This is a genomic window from Nonomuraea sp. NPDC049129, from assembly GCF_040648495.1.
In the GTDB taxonomy this organism is placed as follows: domain Bacteria; phylum Actinomycetota; class Actinomycetes; order Streptosporangiales; family Streptosporangiaceae; genus Nonomuraea.
Genome location: NZ_JBEZDU010000010.1, coordinates 108,079 through 124,357 on the forward strand (window position 1 = coordinate 108,079; position 16,279 = coordinate 124,357).

Below are 16,279 nucleotides of genomic sequence, written 5' to 3' on the forward strand. Positions count from 1 at the left end.
ACCGGCCCGGCCAGGCCATTTCCGGGAGCCGTCATACGGCCGGAGGTGGTTGCGATGAAATTTCGTCCTTTGGCGATCAGCGTCGGAATTGCTGGACTCCTGGCACTGGCCGCTTGCGGCGGCGGTCCCGGGGGGAACAAGGGAGACTCCGGCCTTCGGGCGCCCGCTTCGTCCAGGGCCGCACCGTCGGCTTCGTCCAGGCCCGAACTCCCCGCGGATGCCAAGCCCGAGGCTCGGGCGAGCGCGTCCGCAAGCGCCGCTCCCGAGGAGCAGAAGGACACGTCGGCGGAGCAGATCTCGACGTTCGCCCTGGACGTGGACACCGCTTCGTACACCTATGCCCGCCGTACCCTCCAGGAAGGACGCTGGCCCGAACCGGGGCAGATCCGGCCGGAGGAGTTCGTCAACGCGTTCCGGCAGGACTACGCACAGCCGCGGGACGACGGGTTCACCGTGCACGTCGACGGCGCCATGATGCCGTCACGCAACCAGGCCGTCCTGCGCGTCGGCCTGCAGACGCGCGCCTCCGACGCGGCGGCGCGGCGCCCCGCCAACCTCACCTTCGTGATCGACGTGTCCGGGTCGATGGCCGAGCCCGGCCGCCTCGACCTGGTGAAGCAGTCCCTGCACACGCTGATCGACCAGCTCGCGCCGGGCGACCAGGTGTCGATCGTCTCCTTCAGCGACGAGGCCACGGTGCTGGCCTCGATGACGCCGCTGGCCGCCCGTACCGAGCTGCACGCGGCGGTCGACCAGCTGACCGTGGCCGGCAGCACCAACCTCGAGGCCGGGCTGGTCACCGGCTATGAGCAGGCGGCCAAGGCGTTCCGCCCCGCGGCCACCAACCGGGTCATCCTGCTCTCCGACGGCCTGGCCAACCAGGGCAGCACCGAGTGGCGTTCCATCCTGGACCGGGTCAAGGAGTACGCGGGCCGGCAGGTCACCCTGCTGACCGTCGGCGTCGGCCGCGACTACGGCGACCAGCTGATGGAACAGCTGGCGGACAACGGAGACGGCGCCGCCGTCTACGTCAGCACGCAGGAGGACGCGGACAAGGTCTTCGCCTCCCAGCTCCCGGCCACGATCGAGCTGCGGGCGCGCGACGCCAAGGCGCAGGTGGTCTTCAACCCCTCGGTGGTGGAGGGCTACCAGCTCATCGGGTACGAGAACCGCGCCCTGTCCACCGAGGAGTTCCGCGACGACAACAGGGACGGCGGCGAGATCGGCCCCGGCCACTCGGTCACGGCTCTCTACGCGGTACGGCTCAAGTCAGGCGCGACGGGGCAGCTGGCCCAGGCGACCGTACGCTGGCAGAACCCCGACACCAGGAACCCCGCCGAGACGAGCAAGTCGGTGGACGTGGGGGCGCTGACGGAGTCGGTATGGGAGAAGGCGCCGGTGCGGCTGCAGGTGGACGTGGTGGCGGCGGCTTTCGCGGTGTACATGCGGGACCGGGAGGCGTTCGGGCTGACCCTGCCGACGCTGGGGGAGCAGGCCAAGCGGCTGGCGGAGGCGGCGGAGGACCCGATGGTGACTGAGCTGGCAGGACTCATCGACAAGGCCCGCTCGGTGGGGTAGCCGTTATCCAGGCATTTTCCGGCTGGGCCGCTTCCTTGAGAGGCGGCCCAGTTGCTTGGGGGCGGCTGCCCGGGGCTGGGAGTCGGATACACTTGGGGACGGTTCAAGGGGCTATGGCGCAGTTGGTAGCGCGCCTCCATGGCATGGAGGAGGTCTGGGGTTCGAATCCCCATAGCTCCACTTCCCCTCAAGGGCTTCATAGGGGGCGCTTCGCGCTCAAGGGCCTCAGGCGTTGCCCAGTCGCGCTGTAGCCGCGACCCCTGTAGGGCCTCCGTTTCGCTCCGGGCGCTTGTTTTGGGCGTGGGCTTCGCCCACGCGTTGCCCGTTGATCGATCGGACCATCGGAAAATCTTGTCGGCCGGACATCGATCATTTCCGGCTTCCGCCGAAGAGGGGTGAGCGCAGTCGGTGTGTCACAGGCGATAAGCCGCCTTGTCGCCAACGAACTCATCGAATTCTCCACGGTCGGCCATCTCGCCAAGCGCGGCCAGGGCCCGCAGCCGCACCAACCGCTGCCCCACCTCGCGGAGGGCTGCGTTGACCGTGTCCTTCTTCGTCTTGGTGCCGAGAACTTCGGCGGCTATCGCCAGGGCCTCCTGGTCGATCTCGATCGCGGTCTTCACCATGCTCATGGGATCACCGTCCTTCACGCTTGCGGGGGGGTGTCATGGACATCGTGATGGATGTCCAGGACGTCTCGCTCTTGGATCAGTGGTCCACTCGCTCAATTACTCCACCATTCCGCTGATCAACCAGGAAATGCGCGCCATCGATTCGCTCGGATAGGGCTGCAGGTAGATCATGGAGCAGACGCGCTTTCTCCAGGCGGTCTGCAAGTGATCGCGCGGAAAGGAGAACACCACCGCGCCCGAGACCAGTGGATCGCCCGCAGCGCCACCTCGAGAAGGCCGCCACGCTCGGCCTGCCTCAGGGCAGCCAGGTCATGCACGGGTGCCGAGGACAAGAGCATCCTGGAGGCGTCGGAATCCATCTAGTGCTGTGACCGGAAAGGTTCACCGGCTCGAGTGCCTCGACCGTCAGGCCGGCGAGACTGTCGGCCCCGCGAATATCGTGGTCCGATGTCACGCCGTTGAAGGCGAGGTCACGTTGCTTGTCACCCTCGACGAGACACATGATGCGGAATACGGTGCTCACCTTGTGTCATGACGTGGCGTCGTCTTCACCCGACTGGCCGAGCTCGACGACGAGTAGCTGTAGTAGGCCGGGATAGTGCTGCTCGATGTCCTTCCTGAGCAGCCTCAACGTGCTCCCGTTGCCATGATCGCGCTGCGCGACCAGGCCGGCCTCCCGCAGAACCCGGAAGTGATGGGTTCGTGTGGCTTTTTTCACCGGCAGGTCGAAGGATCCGCATGCCCGCTCCTGATCCTTGGGATCGGCCGCGAGCTCGGCCACCATGCGCCGCCGGGAGTCGTCGGCGAGCGCGGCGAGCACTTTGCCGAGCTCCATATCTCCTCCTTCAGGTACGGCTTGCATCATACCTCGGGCATGGCTAACCTCCTCAGGTATGAATATCGTCATACCTGAGGGAACCGGCCCCATCGGCATCTACGGATACGCCCGCCCCCGCCCGGAACGCGCCCAGGAGCTGGAAAGCCTGCTCCTTTCGTTCGTCGAGTCGACTCGTGCCGAGCCGGGCGCCTGGCAGTACCAGGTCCATCGCGATGCCTCCGACCCCACCACGCTGGTCTTCTACGAGCTGTGGCGTTCGGGGGACGACCTGCGCAATCACCTCGCCCAGCCCAACCTCGTCCAGTTCCAGAAAACTCGCATGAACTACCTGCGCGAGGACCTGGAGATCCACTGGTTGACGCCTCTCACCGCGAACGCTCCGGCCGAGTCACCACAGCAGGACGCGTAGCGCGCTCGCTTCTGGAACGCGCAGGCCGCCAACGCGGTCCCCTTGAACGCTCACCGAATCGAACACCCAAGGGTGGATATTCGCCGTCCCCCAACCCGGTGAACCTTTCCGGTCACCGCACTAGCCGCCGACCGCGTCACAATCATCGACGAGTACACAATCGAGCAGGACGAGCAAGCTCCCGACGTTCCCTCACAGATCTGAGGCGGTTCAATGAGCATGCATGACACCGACGAGGTGCGCTCGCACTGGTGGCCTCGGGAAGGGTGGCGGCCGGGGCGCCTGGTCTACACCTGGCACCTGACCTTCGAGCACGCGCCACAACTGCATCAGCTCGCCGAGCGCTACCAAGCGGCCCTCGCAACGATCGAGGAGCACAACCCGATACCCGCGCGATGGCTACATCTCACCGTGCAAGCGGTCGGGTTCGTCGACGAGGTGTCCGAGGAGCAGCTTGACCAGATTACCGAGGCCGTACGGGTCCGTCTGGGCGGGTTGACCCCCGTTGAGCTGACCTTCCACCGGCCGGCCTTGCTCGGTGAGGGAGTTGTACTGGCTCCGACTCCCACAGGGCCGCTGCATCAGATGTGGGGCGAGATCAGGAGCGGCATCGCCGAGGTGCTGGGTAACGCGCCCACAGCAGCAGAGCAAGCCAAGGGCTTTCACCCGCACGTCAGCCTGACCTACATCAACACACCAGGACCAGCCAGGCCGTACATCGACGCCCTGAGCGCGGTCGAAGCCGCGCCGGTCATTGTGGACGTCGAGCAGGTTGCGCTGATCGTGCAGAACCGGGTTCTTGATCCCGAGTGGCTCTATCGCTGGACCACCCGCACGATGGTGCCTCTCGGGGCTCGATAGAGAATAATTGGTCAGTTTGATTCTTAGTACTTGAAATGGCGTCAGAAATGCGTAGATGCTATTTGGGGGCATGCTAAAGCCATCGTGATGAGCATGCCTGGAGCTGCTGAAGCCTAGGCGTTCTTAGGCCCTAGGGCTTTGCGCGGCTTAGATGGGAAAACCGCGAAACGGGCGGTATCCATTGTGCAGACAAAAAGCCTGGGGTCTTTCGCTGTGGTGGTTCGCGCGGACGATCGACCCCGACGTGCTGCCGCAGGACTATCAGCGGCTGGTGGCCATCGTGCGGGAGGCGGCCGGGCCGGTCATGGTCCGGACCGGCAGGCCGAGGTGCTCGGCCTGCCGGTCGAGGTGCGGGGCAAGCTGGAGCCGCTGCGGGCGAAGCTGAACCGGCTGGCCGACCATTTCCATAAACTATGAATATAAAAAGGCTATGCTTCGAGCATGAGTCGTCAAGACACCGCTCCTGGCGCGTCCGCCGCCATCGGGGCAGCTCTCTACGGCCTGGCCACCAGGGCCGCGAGACGCCTGCCCCGGGACATGAGCCTGACGTCCGCTGCCACCCTGGCCACCCTGGACCGGACCGGCCCGCGGCGCATCACCGATCTGGCCGCGGTCGAGGGCGTCACCCAGCCCGCGATGACCACCCTGATCCGGGTGATGGAGGAGTCCGGCCTGGTCGAGCGGCGGGGCGACGCGTCCGACAAGCGGGTCACGCTGGTGTGCTTGACCGAGGCCGGCGCCTCCTATGTCCGGACGCGGCGCCAGGCGGGCGTCCACGCGTTCGAGCGGTTGATCGGCGAGCTCACCGGCGACGAGGTCGAGGCGCTGGTGGCGGCCCTTCCGGCGCTGAAGCATCTGGCAGAGCTCGAAAGCCAGGACCGCGAAGGGCCGAAGCAGTGACCGGGCAGCCCCGATCGGCGGGGTCGCGGTGAAGGCGTTCCCGGTGGCGCGTTCCGAGGCGCGGCTGCTGGTCCCCGCCCTGGTGTTCATCGCTCTGGTCGTGGCGGCGGTCGCCAGCCTCGGGACGCCGCTCATCACCAGCGTGGCGACCTCGTTCCACGTCTCGCTCGGCAGCGCGCAGTGGACGCTGACCGTCGCGCTGCTAAGCGGCGCCGTCGCCACGCCGGTCCTGGGCCGGCTCGGAGCCGGCCCGCACCGGCGGGCCACGATCCTCGTCACGCTGGCGGTCGTCGTCGCCGGCAGCGCGCTCACCGTGCTGCCGCTGCCGTTCGCGTGGCTGCTGGCCGGCAGGGCGGCCCAGGGCGTCGGGCTCGGGCTGACGGCGCTGATGATGGGCGTGGCCCGGGACCACCTCCCCGAGGAGCGCAGCGCGGCCGTGATCGCCCTGATCTCGGTGGTCTCGATCATCGGGGCCGGCGTCGGCTACCCGCTGGCCGCACTGCTCGCCGAGCTCGGCGGGGTACGGGCCGCCTACGGCCTCGGCCTGGTGGTCACCGCCGCCGCCCTCCTGACCGCGTGGCGCTCCATGCCCGAAGCCCCCGAAGGCCGCTCCGCCCACGTGGACGTGGCAGGCGCGGTCGTCCTGGCCGCTGCGCTGCTCCTGGTGCTGTTCCTCGCCGGCGAACGGAATCTGTGGAGCCGGCACCTCGCCGTGGCGGTGGGCCTCGCCGTCGTCGCGGTGGTGCTGCTCTGCGTCTGGGCCGTCATCGAGCTGCGCAGCACGACGCCCCTGGTCGATGTGCGGGCGGTGCGGCACCCAGCGGTCGCCGGGGCGAACCTCGCCATGTTCGTCGGCGGGATCGGCATGTACCTCCTGCTCACGCTCATCACCCGGTACGCGCAGACGCCGCACGGCGCCGGCTACGGCTTCGGGCTGACGACCTTCGTCGCCGGGCTGGTCCTCATCCCGTTCTCGGTGCTGGGGTTCGTCGCCGGCAAGCTCACGCCGCGGGTCCGGACGCGGATCGCCGACCCCCTGCTCCTGGCCGGCAGCGCCGTCGTGGTCGGCGGCGGGTTCGCCCTGTTCGCGGCGGCCCGGTCGGACCTGGCCGAACTGTTCGCGGCGATGGGCGTGCTCGGCTTCGGCGTCGGCGGCTTCTCGGCCGCGATGCCCGGTGTCATCCTGGCCGTCACCCCCAAGAGCGAGACGTCGAGCGCCATGAGCTTCAACTACGTCGTCCGCAGTGTCGGGTACTCCCTGGGCAGCGCCATCGGCGGCCTGATCCTCGCCGCGGGCACCGGCCCGGGCCACCTCTTCCCCGATGACGGCGCCTACACCACCGCGGCGCTGGTGGGCATCGGCGCCATGGCGATCACGACGCTGACAAGCCTCGCTCTCGCCCGCCGACGCTCGTCCGAGACCAACCCGTAAAGTCAGATGCACTCATCCCAACACTGGAGGTTCCGTGCCCAAGGGCTACTGGGTCAGCGTCTACCGCACCATTTCAGACCCTGAGAAGCTGGCTGCTTACAACAAGCTGGCCGGTCCGGCCGTCAAGGCCGGGGGCGGTCGGACCTTCGTCCGTGGCGGTCGGGTCGTGGCGCGTGACGCCGGAATCGCCGAGCGCACTGTCCTGATCGAGTTCGACAGCTTCGAGCAGGCCGTCGCGGCGTACGAGAGTGCGGCCTATCAGGAGGCGTTGGTCGTCCTCTCCGACGGCGTCGAGCGCGACTTCCGCATCGTCGAAGGCATCGACTGACCGAGGTCAAGATGGTGGATCTTCCCTGAAGATCCACCATCTTGGTTTTCGCTGGTGCGGCTGCTGGTGTGGCGGGGTTCGTGGGTGCTCGTGCTGGTCGTGGGCGGCTGTCAACGTGGCGACTCCGAAGGCGACGCCGGTGATGAGGGTGGTCCACACACCCCGGCTGGTGATCATGCGCATGTCGACCAGCGGTGCGCGGGCGCGCAGCTCGACCACCACCCAGGCGGAGAGTGCGACGGCCGCGCCGGCGAACAGGCCGAGTGCGTTCCGGCCTCTCTTTCAGACGGCATACGCGTTCCACTGAGCGGGACGGTCCAGTGGTCCACGACATATGTCCCATTACGCTGCTGGTGGCTGGCGAGTAGTGGACCGCCCCGGCGATGTGGGAGCCGATGACGTGAGCGTGAGCACGCGACGGAACGAGCCCGGCGAAGTGGTCTACATCTTGGATGACGACGAGCAGTTGTGCTCCTCGCTGGCCTGGTTGCTGGGGTCGGTGCACATCAATGCCGAGTGCTTCACCGAGGCCGCGTCCTTCCTGTCGGCGATCGATCCGGAACGGCCCGCCTGCCTTGTCCTGGACGTCCGTATGCCGCATACGGGTGGCTTCCAGGTGCAGGAGATCCTCAATCGGATGGGTTCGTTGCTTCCGGTGGTGTTCGTGTCGGCCCACGGCGATGTCCGTATGTCCGTACGGGCCATGCAGCAGGGTGCCGTTGACTTCCTGGAGAAGCCGTACGACCCCCAGCACATGCTGGAGGTGGTACAAAACGCCCTGCACAAGGCGCGGGAGCTGCATGCCGAGCGCGCCGGGCAGCGCGCGCTGGAGGCCCGGCTCGCCGTGCTCACCCCGCGCGAGCTGGAGATTCTGCGGCTGGTCGTGGAGGGGGTGCCCAGCAAGAACATCGCCGGGCGCCTGGGCATCAGCGTGAAGACGGTGGACGTGCATCGGGCGCACATCCGCGAGAAGACCGCGGCGGAAACCCTGGGCGCCCTGGTCGCGGACGTGCTGCGATACGGCCTGCGCCTGTCTGCGAGCTGAGCTGGAGAAATGCGAGCTGAGCCGGAGGAAACCGCATGGTCGACCTAACGCTGGCCGACCTGGGCCGGCTCTTTCAGGCGCTGCGCTACTGCGTCCTCGTACATGACGCGGTGACCAAGGAGATCATCTGGGCCAACCCGGCCGCCTGCGACGTCCTCGGCTTCACTCTCGACGAGCTGAAGCCCTTGAAGGCGCCCGACATGAGCTCCAACGCCCGCCAGTACGCCCGCGAGATCGGCGTCGCGTGGTTGCAGCGCGCCGCCGATCACGGCACTGCCACCATCGAGTGGAGCTATCGGTCCAAGGCGGGCGAGGACATCCTCACCGAGGCCGTCGCCATCCGCGTGGACCTCGCGGCCGGCCCTGTGGTGATGGTGCAGTTCCGTGACATCGCGGAGGAGAAGGCCACACGCCTGGATCTGTCGCGCACGGAGGGGCGACTGCAGACGTTCCTCCGCAATCTGGATGAGGGCATCGTGGTGCTCGACGACGACGCGCGGGTGCTGTTCGCCAGCGAATCGGCGGGTTCCCTGCTGCGGGTCGACGCCGGGCGGCTCGCCGGGGACGACTTCACCCGGTTCTGCGACCGCGAGTCGGCCACGAGGCTGCGCGAGGTGCTGGCCACGACACCGCGGGGCGGGGCGCCGAGGGACGGCCGTTACCGGTTGCGCGCGACGAACGGCGAGGAGCGCTGGCTCTCGGCCCGATGCCAGTACATCGACATCGAGGGCGACCTGCGAGGGTGGCTTCTGCTGTTCCACGACATCACCGACCAGGTCCGTGCGGAGGAGGAACACCGCCGGGACGCGCAACATCTCAACCACCTCGCCCGCTTCAACGCCATGGGCGACATGGCGATGGCCATCGCCCACGAGGTCAGCCAGCCGATCGCCGCCGCGCACAACTTCGTGGCGGGCGTGCGCGGCCGACTGGCGGGGGACGGCGTGGACGCCGCGTCGCTGGACTGGGGGCTGGACAACGCGACCGCGCAGATCGACCGGGCGGCGCAGATCATGGCCAGCCTGCGCCGGTACGTCGTCGGCCTCGAACAGTCGGAACAACTCGCCGACCTGAACGAGATCGTCGCCGACTGCGCTCATCTCATCGACGTACGGGCCCAGCAGAACGCGGTCGCGCTGGAATGGGAGGCGGCGGTGGAACCGCTTGTCGTGCGCTGCGAGAAAGTCCTTATCGGGCAGGTCGTGATGAACCTCGCCTTCAACGCGATCGACGAAATGACGCGCTGGCCCGCGGAGCGGCGCGTGGTGACCATCGCGACCCGCCGCGACGACGCGTTCGGCGAGATCGAGGTACGCGACCGGGGACAGGGCTTGGCGGCCTTCCCCCACGGCCGGATCTTCGACGGCGCGTTCACCTCGAAGCGGAACGGCAACGGCATCGGCCTCGCCCTCAGCCGCCGCATCGTCACACGTCACGGCGGCACCGTCCACGCGGCTGAGAACGCGCCCCAGGGCGCGGTGTTCGCCCTTCGGCTGCCGCTGGTCGACGAAGCGCCACCGCTGCGCCGCTGACGTCCAGCCGGCTGAAGTGCCCCTGGCTCGCTTCACGCTCTCGAAGGCGGCGGCCTCGTCGGTCACGTCGAGCGGAAGTCCCGCGGTCATGTGACCTACGCCACCGACCCATGGGTGTCACACAGCGGTGAGGGCCGGCGTCTTGTGCCTGGAGCACAGCGAGCGCCGCAAGGAGGTGCATGTCCGCCTCTGGCTCGCCGAGCTGGAAATCTCAGCCTGTGGGAGGTCTTTCATGACGAACAGCGTTGCCGGCGAACTCGCCGGCCTGGAGTTGCCGGTCGAGCGTGGCTGCCCGTTCGCCCCGCCCGCCGTCTACGAGCAACTGCGCGAGCAGGCGCCGATCAACAAGATCCGCATGACCAGCGGTGGCGAGGCGTGGTGGGTGTCCGAGCATGAGGAGGCCCGTGCCGTCCTCGCCGACCCCCGCTTCTCCTCCGACAAGCGCAAGGACGGCTGGCCGCTCTTCACCCTCGACGCGGCGACCCTGCAGCAGCTCCGCAGCCAGCCGCCGTTGATGCTCAGCATGGACGGCGCGGAACACGCCGCGGCCCGCCGCTCGGTGATCGGCGAGTTCACCGTGAAGCGCCTGGCCGCGCTACGCCCGCGGATCCAGGACATCGTCGACCACTTCATCGACGACATGCTCGCCGCCGACCAGCGCCCGGTCGACTTGGTGCAGGCGCTGTCCCTGCCGGTGCCCTCGCTGGTGATCTGCGAATTGCTCGGTGTCCCCTACACCGACCACGACTTCTTCCAAAGCCGCACCACCATGATGGTGCGCCGGGGCTCGCCGGAAGACCGCCGGCGAGCCTTCGCCGAACTGCGCGCCTACATCGACGACCTGGTCACCCGCAAGGAGTCCGAACCCGGCGACGATCTGTTCGGCCGACAGATCGCCCGGCAACGCCAGGAGGGCACCGGCGACCACGCGGGCCTGGTGAGCCTGGCCTTCCTGCTGCTGACCGCCGGGCACGAGACCACGGCGAACATGATCTCGCTCGGCGTGGTCGGGCTGCTCACCCATCCGGAGCAACTGGCTCTGATCACGAACGACCCGGGCAAGACGCCCATGGCCGTGGAGGAACTGCTGCGCTACTTCACCATCGCCGACGGGGTCACCTCCCGGCTGGCCACCGAAGACGTGGAGATCGGCGGGGTGAGCATCAAGGCCGGTGAGGGCGTCATCGTCTCGGGCCTGTCGGCGAACTGGGACCCGGCGGTGTTCGAGAATCCGGCCGAACTGGACGTCGAGCGTGGGGCTCGCCACCACGTCGCCTTCGGGTTCGGCCCGCACCAGTGCCTTGGCCAGAACCTGGCCCGGATGGAACTGCAGATCGTCTTCGACACGCTGTTCCGCCGCATCCCCACCCTGCGGTTCGCCGCAGGGGTCGAGGACCTGCCGTTCAAGAGGGACGCCGTCATCTACGGCGTTCACGAGCTCCCGGTCACCTGGTGAGGATGACAATGATGCGCATCAAAGCGGACACCGGCCTCTGCGTCGGCTCCGGCCAGTGCGTCCTGGCCGAGCCGGCCGTATTCGACCAAGACGACGACGGCATCGTGGCCCTGCTGACCGAGCACCCCGACGACAAGACCGCGGCACAGGCGCGCGAAGCCGTCATCCTGTGCCCGTCCCGAGCCCTGTCCATCCTGCAGGAGTAAGCACAATCCCGGTGGACTACGCGTCCATGCCGTTAGAGGGCGCCCACCCTTGCCTCCAGCGCCTCCACGCTGGTGCAAGGATGGGCGAGTCGTATGTGCCCACCGGCGCCTCAGCCGGCGAAGCCGTGGGATCCGCCCACCTGCTGGTGGAGGCACGGGCGCGGGACGAAGCCCGGGAGCGGTTCATCCCGGCGCGGGTGCCGCGCCGGGCCGCGGTCGGTGTCGGGTCACCACTGGGTGATGAGCGGCGTGTCCGGTTCGTGCCGCCGCCAGGCTTCGGCGAGGCGGGCGAGACGGCTGGGGGCGGCGATGCCGCGCACGGTTGCGATCTTGCCGTTGGTGATGTCGAACGCCACGGCGCCGACGACCTGGTCGCCGACCACGAAGAGGATGGCGGGGGCGCCGTTGACGAGCGCGTAGTGGATGGCGGGCGTGCCGCCGGCGAGTCGCCGTTTCGCGGGCGTGGGTTTGAAGCCGGCCCGTACGACGGCGGCGATGCGCTGCGGAGCGTCGTACCGCAGCAGCGTCTCGGCCAGGCCGGCACCGTCGGAGATCGCGGTCGCGTCGTCGGTGAGCAGTGCCACCAGCCGTTCGGTGCGGCCCACGGAGGCAGCGGCGAGGAACTCCTCGACGATCCTGCGGGCGGATGCCGGGTCGACTTCACCGCCGCGGCGGCGCGCGGCGGTGACTCGGTGCCGGGCCCGGTGAAGGTGCTGCTGGCTTGCGGATTCGGTGATGTCGAGGATCTCGGCGAGCTCGGCGTGGCTGTAGGAGAACGCTTCGCGCAGGAGGTAGACGGCCCGCTCGAGGGGTGACAGGCGCTCCATGAGAGTCAGCACGGCCAGGGAGACCGATTCGCGCTGCTCGAAAGTGTCGGCCGGGCCGAGCATCGGGTCGCCGTCGAGGAGCGGTTCGGGCAGCCAGGCGCCGACGGCGCGTTCGCGGCGGGCTTGTGCCGAGCGGAGCCGGTCGAGGCACAGGTTGGTGACGACCTTGGTCAGCCATGCTTCCGGCACCTTGATCCGTTGCCGGTCGGCGGCCTGCCAATGCAGGAACGCGTCCTGCACAGCGTCTTCGGCGTCGGCGGCGGAGCCCAGCAGCCGGTACGCCAGCGAGGCCAGCCGGTTCCGGTTGGCCTCGAACCGATCGGTGTCGAAGCGATCAGTGGCGGTGCTGTCCACGCGGACCACCCCAGGCGGCTACGCGAACGCCTTCTCGGCGGACGCATCTGGTGCGGCGGCCAGGCGGCGCTTGCGCTTGGGCAGGCCGAAGGTCGGGTGCGAGTTGGCCCACAGCGAGACCTTGAGGATGCCCGCCTTGATCCGCGCGGCCTTCCGGCCGCCCACGTACTTCGGCTTCGCCACCCCTTCGTCGTCGACCGCCTGCAGGATCCCGTCCCGGCGCCCGAGGCTGATGTGGTTGCCCAGGTAGACCAGCTTGGTGCGGGGGATCTCGCGGCCGGTCAGCTGTGCGAGGATCGCGGCGAGCGCCTGCATGCTGGTGAAACCGGCCGAAGCGCAGGACATCGGCAGCGGCCGGCCGTTGTCGCCGATGGCGTAGGCGCTGTCGCCGGCGGCGTAGACGTTCGGGTGCGAGACCGACCGCATGGTGCGATCGACGATGATCTGACCGTTCTCGGTGACCTCCAGCCCGCCGGCGGCGGCGATGGGGTTGACCGCGAACCCGGCCGTCCACACGGTCGCGTCGGACGCCAGGGCGGTGCCGTCGGCGCACAACACCCGCGTCGCTTCGACGGCTTCGACGCTGGTGTGCTCCAGGACGCTGATGCCCAGCCGGTCGCAGGCACGCCACAGATGGCTGCGGGCTCCGGCGGAGAGCCGGGCGCCCAGCTCGCCGCGGGCGACCAGCGCCACCGACAGGCCAGGCCGGGATTCGGCGATCTCGGCGGCGGTCTCGATGCCGGTCAACCCGTCGCCGACGACCAGCACACTCCCGCCTTCACCCCGCCTGCCCAGGCCGTCCAGGCGCTCGCGCAGGCGCAGCGCCGAGGGGCGGCCGGCGACGTTGAAGGCATGCTCGGCCACGCCGGGAACGCCGCTGTCGGCGACGTGGCTGCCGAGCGCGTAGACAAGCGTGTCGTAACCGAGCTCGCCGCCGCCGTCGGCGTCGGCCACGGTGACGACCTGGCGCTCAGGGTCGACACCGGTGACACGGGCCACGCGCAGCCGTATCCCCGTCCCCGCGAAGACGTCGGCGAGCTGTTGAGTCTCGAGCTCCTGACCGGCCGCCAACTGGTGCAGCCGCAGCCGCTCGACGAAGTCCGGCACAGCGTTGACCACGATGATCTCGGTGTCCACCGGGGACAACCGGCGGGCCAGGTTCCCAGCCACGTAGACCCCGGCATAGCCGGCGCCGAGGACGACGACGCGGTGCTTCATGTGCTGCTCCTATCGGTTCGCTTGTGCCCCTTGAGCGAGGCAACGCCGCGATTCCTGACAGGACTTGATGGTGATGTGGGTCACTCCCGCGCCCCGCGCGTGGACTAAGGAAATCCCCTAGGGCGTCCAACCAATTCCCAATTGTCGGCCGATCTCGGCGCGCATAGCGTGAGATCACTGCGGAAGGCCCTGCTGGCCGGCAATGCGAGGGAGAAATCACCATGGCGCGGACGTTGGATTCCCCGGCCCCTGCCGGTCCACCTTCGGCGAAAGAACTCGCCTTTGACGAGGTTCTGGTTAAAGTCGCCGAACGGCGGGCGGAATTCGATGAGAAACGCCACGTTCCTGGCGACATCATCGCCGAGTTCAAGCGCGCGGGAATCTATCGGGCGAGCACCCCCAGGCGCTTCGGCGGCGACGCGCTGCCGCCGGCCGACTTCCTGGCCCGTATCGAGCGGATCTCGATGATCGACGGCTCGGCGGGGTGGGTCGCCAGCTTCGGGTCCGCGCTGGTCTACCTGGCCGCGCTGCCGCTGGAGACGCAGGCCGAGTTGTACGCCGACGGGCCGGACGTCGTCTTCGCGGGCGGCCTGTTCCCGGTGCAGCCCGCCGCCATCGTCGAGGGCGGATATCAGGTCTCGGGCCGCTGGAAGTTCGCCAGCGGCTGCATGGGCGCCGACATCCTCGGCGTGGGCATCACCGCGGGCGAGCAGCAGGCCGGCCGTCCCCTGACCGCCCTGCTGCGCCCCGGACAGGTGGAGATCGTCGACAACTGGGACGTCATCGGACTGCGCGGCACCGGCAGCCACGACCTCAAGGTGGACGGCGTCGTCGTCCCTCCTGAGTGGACGTTCGTGCGCGGGGGCCAGCCGACCGTGGACGAGCCGTTGTACCGCTACCCGACCGTCCCGTACGCCTCCCAGGTGCTCGCGGTCGTCGGCCTCGGCGTCGCCCGGGCCGCCCTCGACCACGTCATCCGCAACGGCGGCCGCGGCGGCTACACAGGCGCCCCGAAGCCGGCCGATCGCGCCACCTATCGCATCTCGGTCGGCAGGGCGGAGGCCGACCTGCGATCCGCGCGCGCCTTCTTCTACGAGATCACCCACGAGGTGTACGAAACGGTTCTGGCCGGCGACCCGGCGACCGCGAACCAGGCCAGCCTGCTGCGCCTGGCCTCCGCCCACCTGGCCAGAACCTCCTTCGAGGTCGTGCGTACGGCCTATCAACTGAGCGGCATCCCGGCCATCGCCGACGGCAGCCCGATGCAGCGCTACCTGCGCGACGCCTCGGTGGTCCCGCAACACGCCTTCCTCCAGGAAGGCATGTACGACGGCGCCGGCGCGGTCCTCATGGGCGTACCGCCCTTTCCCGGCTATCTCTAAGGAATCCTCATGGCCCAGCCCACCACCCCGGAACGCCTGCGGGTGCTCTTCTGCATCGGCGTCAACCAGAACTTCTTCGACCTGCCGACCGGACAGGCCGGCCCGGTCTGGGATGGCTTCGTCAGCATGCTGAGGCAATTGTCGGAGCTGCCTGGTGTGACCGTTCTCGGCACCTTCGACGACGATCGGCACATGGTCGGTCCGTCCGCCTCCTGGCCCTGGACCTCCTACATCCTGGCCGACGTGCCCGAGCAGGCGACGGTCGCCGCGGCCTGCAACCTGTTCCGCACGGTGCAGGTCGGCGAGCACGGCCTCTGGCGGTACATGAAGATCGAGGCGCGCATGGGCCGCCCGCTGCCCGTCCCCTCCGACGCTGTCGAGGGGGACGCGCGATGACCGGGACGACCGGCCGCTTCGTCGGCGGTCAGGACAGCGTGACGGCGTTGGGATGGCTGCTGTGAGCTCTCCTCGTGTGGCACTGGTGACGGGAGCGGCGCGCGGTTTGGGCGCGTGCATCGCAGCTCGTCTGCACGGCGACGGATACCGCGTAGCGGTGACCGACCTCGACCAGCGCGCGGCGGCCAAGGTCGCGGCCTCGCTCGCCTCGGACGGAGAGTCGGCGGCCACGCCCGCCCCGGACGGAGGGTCGGCGATCGGGCTCGGGTTGGACGTGCGCGACAAGAATGCCTTCGTACGGGCGCGTGACGCTCTCGTCGAGCGGTGGGGCGCGATCCACGTCCTGGTCAACAACGCCGGATTCTCCAAGGTCGAGCCGCTCATGGACATCGAGCCGGACAGCTTCTCCTCGGTGATCGCCGTCAACCTCGACGGGACGTTTCTCGGCTGCCAGGTCCTCGGCGCCTACTTCGCCGAGCGTGGCCACGGACGCATCGTCAACATCGCCTCACTCGCCGGGCAGAACGGCGGCACCGCGACCGGCGCGCACTACGCGGCGGCCAAGGGCGGCGTGGCCACGCTCACCAAGGTGTTCGCCCGTGAGCTGGCCCCGCGCGGTGTGACGGTGAACGCCGTCTCACCGGGCATCCTCGACCTGCCCGTGGTCCGCGAGAGCGTCGCGCCTGACAAGCTCGCGGGGATCGAGGCGATGATCCCGGTCGGCCGGCTCGGCCGCCCCGAGTTCATCGCCGACATGGTGGCGCTGCTGGCCTCCGAGCGGGCGGACACGGTCACCGGCGCGTGCTGGGACGCCAACGGCGGCCTGTACATGCGCTGACTCATCCGAATGGGATGCCACCAGCGGGCCTGTACATGCGCTGACTC

The 16,279-nt window shown here is 68.8% G+C and carries 18 protein-coding genes and 1 tRNA gene; 14 read left to right on the plus strand and 5 right to left on the minus strand.

The genetic code is table 11. The features are described from left to right. Positions 1-54: 54 nt before the first annotated feature. Positions 55-1,578 (plus strand): von Willebrand factor type A domain-containing protein, encoded by a 1,524-nt coding sequence (locus AB0B64_RS30255; RefSeq protein ID WP_358181351.1) that lies wholly within the window; start codon positions 55-57, stop codon positions 1,576-1,578. Between the two features lie 107 nt (positions 1,579-1,685). Next, positions 1,686-1,758 (plus strand) — tRNA-Ala (locus AB0B64_RS30260). 233 nt (positions 1,759-1,991) lie between these two features. On the opposite strand, the gene AB0B64_RS30265 is transcribed toward AB0B64_RS30260, so the two are convergent. Together AB0B64_RS30265 and AB0B64_RS30270 are read right to left on the minus strand one after the other, a co-directional pair. After that, the gene (locus AB0B64_RS30265; RefSeq protein ID WP_358181353.1) at positions 1,992-2,210 is read right to left on the minus strand and encodes a type II toxin-antitoxin system VapB family antitoxin; all 219 of its coding nucleotides are present in this window, start codon (positions 2,208-2,210) and stop codon (positions 1,992-1,994) included. A 529-nt stretch (positions 2,211-2,739) separates the two neighbouring features. Next, positions 2,740-3,045 (minus strand): ArsR family transcriptional regulator, encoded by a 306-nt coding sequence (locus AB0B64_RS30270; protein ID WP_357939959.1) that lies wholly within the window; start codon positions 3,043-3,045, stop codon positions 2,740-2,742. Between the two features lie 58 nt (positions 3,046-3,103). On the opposite strand from AB0B64_RS30270, the gene AB0B64_RS30275 reads away from it, so the two are divergent. Together AB0B64_RS30275 and AB0B64_RS30280 are read left to right on the plus strand one after the other, a co-directional pair. After that, positions 3,104-3,457, plus strand: a complete 354-nt coding sequence (locus AB0B64_RS30275) for a putative quinol monooxygenase (RefSeq protein WP_358181356.1) — start codon at positions 3,104-3,106, stop codon at positions 3,455-3,457. A 213-nt stretch (positions 3,458-3,670) separates the two neighbouring features. After that, the gene (locus AB0B64_RS30280; protein WP_358181359.1) at positions 3,671-4,318 is read left to right on the plus strand and encodes a 2'-5' RNA ligase family protein; all 648 of its coding nucleotides are present in this window, start codon (positions 3,671-3,673) and stop codon (positions 4,316-4,318) included. Positions 4,319-4,579: 261 nt separating this feature from the next. On the opposite strand, the gene AB0B64_RS30285 is transcribed toward AB0B64_RS30280, so the two are convergent. Further along, on the minus strand, positions 4,580-4,726 hold the full coding sequence (locus AB0B64_RS30285; protein ID WP_358181362.1) for a hypothetical protein: 147 nt from the start codon (positions 4,724-4,726) through the stop codon (positions 4,580-4,582). Positions 4,727-4,759: 33 nt separating this feature from the next. On the opposite strand from AB0B64_RS30285, the gene AB0B64_RS30290 reads away from it, so the two are divergent. The 7 genes from AB0B64_RS30290 to AB0B64_RS30320 all read left to right on the plus strand — a co-directional run bounded on the left by AB0B64_RS30290 (position 4,760) and on the right by AB0B64_RS30320 (position 11,217). Then, a complete protein-coding gene (locus AB0B64_RS30290) occupies positions 4,760-5,218 on the plus strand; it encodes a MarR family transcriptional regulator (RefSeq protein WP_358181365.1) in 459 nt (152 codons plus the stop codon). A 43-nt stretch (positions 5,219-5,261) separates the two neighbouring features. After that, the gene (locus tag AB0B64_RS30295) at positions 5,262-6,650 is read left to right on the plus strand and encodes an MFS transporter (protein WP_358181368.1); all 1,389 of its coding nucleotides are present in this window, start codon (positions 5,262-5,264) and stop codon (positions 6,648-6,650) included. A 34-nt stretch (positions 6,651-6,684) separates the two neighbouring features. Continuing rightward, on the plus strand, positions 6,685-6,978 hold the full coding sequence (locus tag AB0B64_RS30300) for a DUF1330 domain-containing protein (protein WP_357939971.1): 294 nt from the start codon (positions 6,685-6,687) through the stop codon (positions 6,976-6,978). A 406-nt stretch (positions 6,979-7,384) separates the two neighbouring features. Next, a complete protein-coding gene (locus AB0B64_RS30305; RefSeq protein ID WP_357939975.1) occupies positions 7,385-8,023 on the plus strand; it encodes a response regulator in 639 nt (212 codons plus the stop codon). Between the two features lie 35 nt (positions 8,024-8,058). After that, positions 8,059-9,555, plus strand: coding sequence for a PAS domain-containing protein (locus tag AB0B64_RS30310; RefSeq protein ID WP_358181371.1), 1,497 nt, complete (start codon positions 8,059-8,061; stop codon positions 9,553-9,555). Positions 9,556-9,787: 232 nt separating this feature from the next. Next, positions 9,788-11,011 (plus strand): cytochrome P450, encoded by a 1,224-nt coding sequence (locus AB0B64_RS30315; RefSeq protein ID WP_358181373.1) that lies wholly within the window; start codon positions 9,788-9,790, stop codon positions 11,009-11,011. 8 nt (positions 11,012-11,019) lie between these two features. Next, a complete protein-coding gene (locus AB0B64_RS30320; protein ID WP_358181376.1) occupies positions 11,020-11,217 on the plus strand; it encodes a (4Fe-4S)-binding protein in 198 nt (65 codons plus the stop codon). Positions 11,218-11,444: 227 nt separating this feature from the next. Here AB0B64_RS30320 and AB0B64_RS30325 read toward each other — a convergent pair whose 3' ends face one another. Next, positions 11,445-12,398: a sigma-70 family RNA polymerase sigma factor gene (locus AB0B64_RS30325; protein WP_358181379.1), complete on the minus strand. Its 954-nt coding sequence runs from the start codon at positions 12,396-12,398 to the stop codon at positions 11,445-11,447. Positions 12,399-12,416: 18 nt separating this feature from the next. Then, entirely contained in the window at positions 12,417-13,616 is a 1,200-nt protein-coding gene (locus tag AB0B64_RS30330; protein WP_358181382.1) for an FAD-dependent oxidoreductase, read from the minus strand. A 221-nt stretch (positions 13,617-13,837) separates the two neighbouring features. On the opposite strand from AB0B64_RS30330, the gene AB0B64_RS30335 reads away from it, so the two are divergent. Genes AB0B64_RS30335 through AB0B64_RS30345 form a run of 3 tightly spaced genes read left to right on the plus strand, consistent with a single transcriptional unit; the run spans position 13,838 to position 16,232 of the window. Beyond that, positions 13,838-14,998, plus strand: coding sequence for an acyl-CoA dehydrogenase family protein (locus AB0B64_RS30335; protein ID WP_357939987.1), 1,161 nt, complete (start codon positions 13,838-13,840; stop codon positions 14,996-14,998). A 9-nt stretch (positions 14,999-15,007) separates the two neighbouring features. Next, positions 15,008-15,394, plus strand: coding sequence for a hypothetical protein (locus tag AB0B64_RS30340; protein WP_357939989.1), 387 nt, complete (start codon positions 15,008-15,010; stop codon positions 15,392-15,394). A 52-nt stretch (positions 15,395-15,446) separates the two neighbouring features. Further along, the gene (locus tag AB0B64_RS30345) at positions 15,447-16,232 is read left to right on the plus strand and encodes an SDR family NAD(P)-dependent oxidoreductase (RefSeq protein WP_358181385.1); all 786 of its coding nucleotides are present in this window, start codon (positions 15,447-15,449) and stop codon (positions 16,230-16,232) included. The last annotated feature ends 47 nt before the right edge of the window (positions 16,233-16,279 follow it).

What these genes read in the sequence shown, in the direction of transcription:
- AB0B64_RS30255 (WP_358181351.1), top strand. Translation starts at nt 55, where the DNA reads ATGAAATTTCGTCCTTTGGCGATCAGCGTCGGAATTGCTGGACTCCTG.
- AB0B64_RS30265 (WP_358181353.1), bottom strand. Translation starts at nt 2,210, where the DNA reads ATGAGCATGGTGAAGACCGCGATCGAGATCGACCAGGAGGCCCTGGCG.
- AB0B64_RS30270 (WP_357939959.1), bottom strand. Translation starts at nt 3,045, where the DNA reads ATGGAGCTCGGCAAAGTGCTCGCCGCGCTCGCCGACGACTCCCGGCGG.
- AB0B64_RS30275 (WP_358181356.1), top strand. Translation starts at nt 3,104, where the DNA reads ATGAATATCGTCATACCTGAGGGAACCGGCCCCATCGGCATCTACGGA.
- AB0B64_RS30280 (WP_358181359.1), top strand. Translation starts at nt 3,671, where the DNA reads ATGAGCATGCATGACACCGACGAGGTGCGCTCGCACTGGTGGCCTCGG.
- AB0B64_RS30285 (WP_358181362.1), bottom strand. Translation starts at nt 4,726, where the DNA reads ATGGAAATGGTCGGCCAGCCGGTTCAGCTTCGCCCGCAGCGGCTCCAG.
- AB0B64_RS30290 (WP_358181365.1), top strand. Translation starts at nt 4,760, where the DNA reads ATGAGTCGTCAAGACACCGCTCCTGGCGCGTCCGCCGCCATCGGGGCA.
- AB0B64_RS30310 (WP_358181371.1), top strand. Translation starts at nt 8,059, where the DNA reads ATGGTCGACCTAACGCTGGCCGACCTGGGCCGGCTCTTTCAGGCGCTG.
- AB0B64_RS30315 (WP_358181373.1), top strand. Translation starts at nt 9,788, where the DNA reads ATGACGAACAGCGTTGCCGGCGAACTCGCCGGCCTGGAGTTGCCGGTC.
- AB0B64_RS30320 (WP_358181376.1), top strand. Translation starts at nt 11,020, where the DNA reads ATGATGCGCATCAAAGCGGACACCGGCCTCTGCGTCGGCTCCGGCCAG.
- AB0B64_RS30330 (WP_358181382.1), bottom strand. Translation starts at nt 13,616, where the DNA reads ATGAAGCACCGCGTCGTCGTCCTCGGCGCCGGCTATGCCGGGGTCTAC.
- AB0B64_RS30335 (WP_357939987.1), top strand. Translation starts at nt 13,838, where the DNA reads ATGGCGCGGACGTTGGATTCCCCGGCCCCTGCCGGTCCACCTTCGGCG.
- AB0B64_RS30340 (WP_357939989.1), top strand. Translation starts at nt 15,008, where the DNA reads ATGGCCCAGCCCACCACCCCGGAACGCCTGCGGGTGCTCTTCTGCATC.
- AB0B64_RS30345 (WP_358181385.1), top strand. Translation starts at nt 15,447, where the DNA reads ATGGCTGCTGTGAGCTCTCCTCGTGTGGCACTGGTGACGGGAGCGGCG.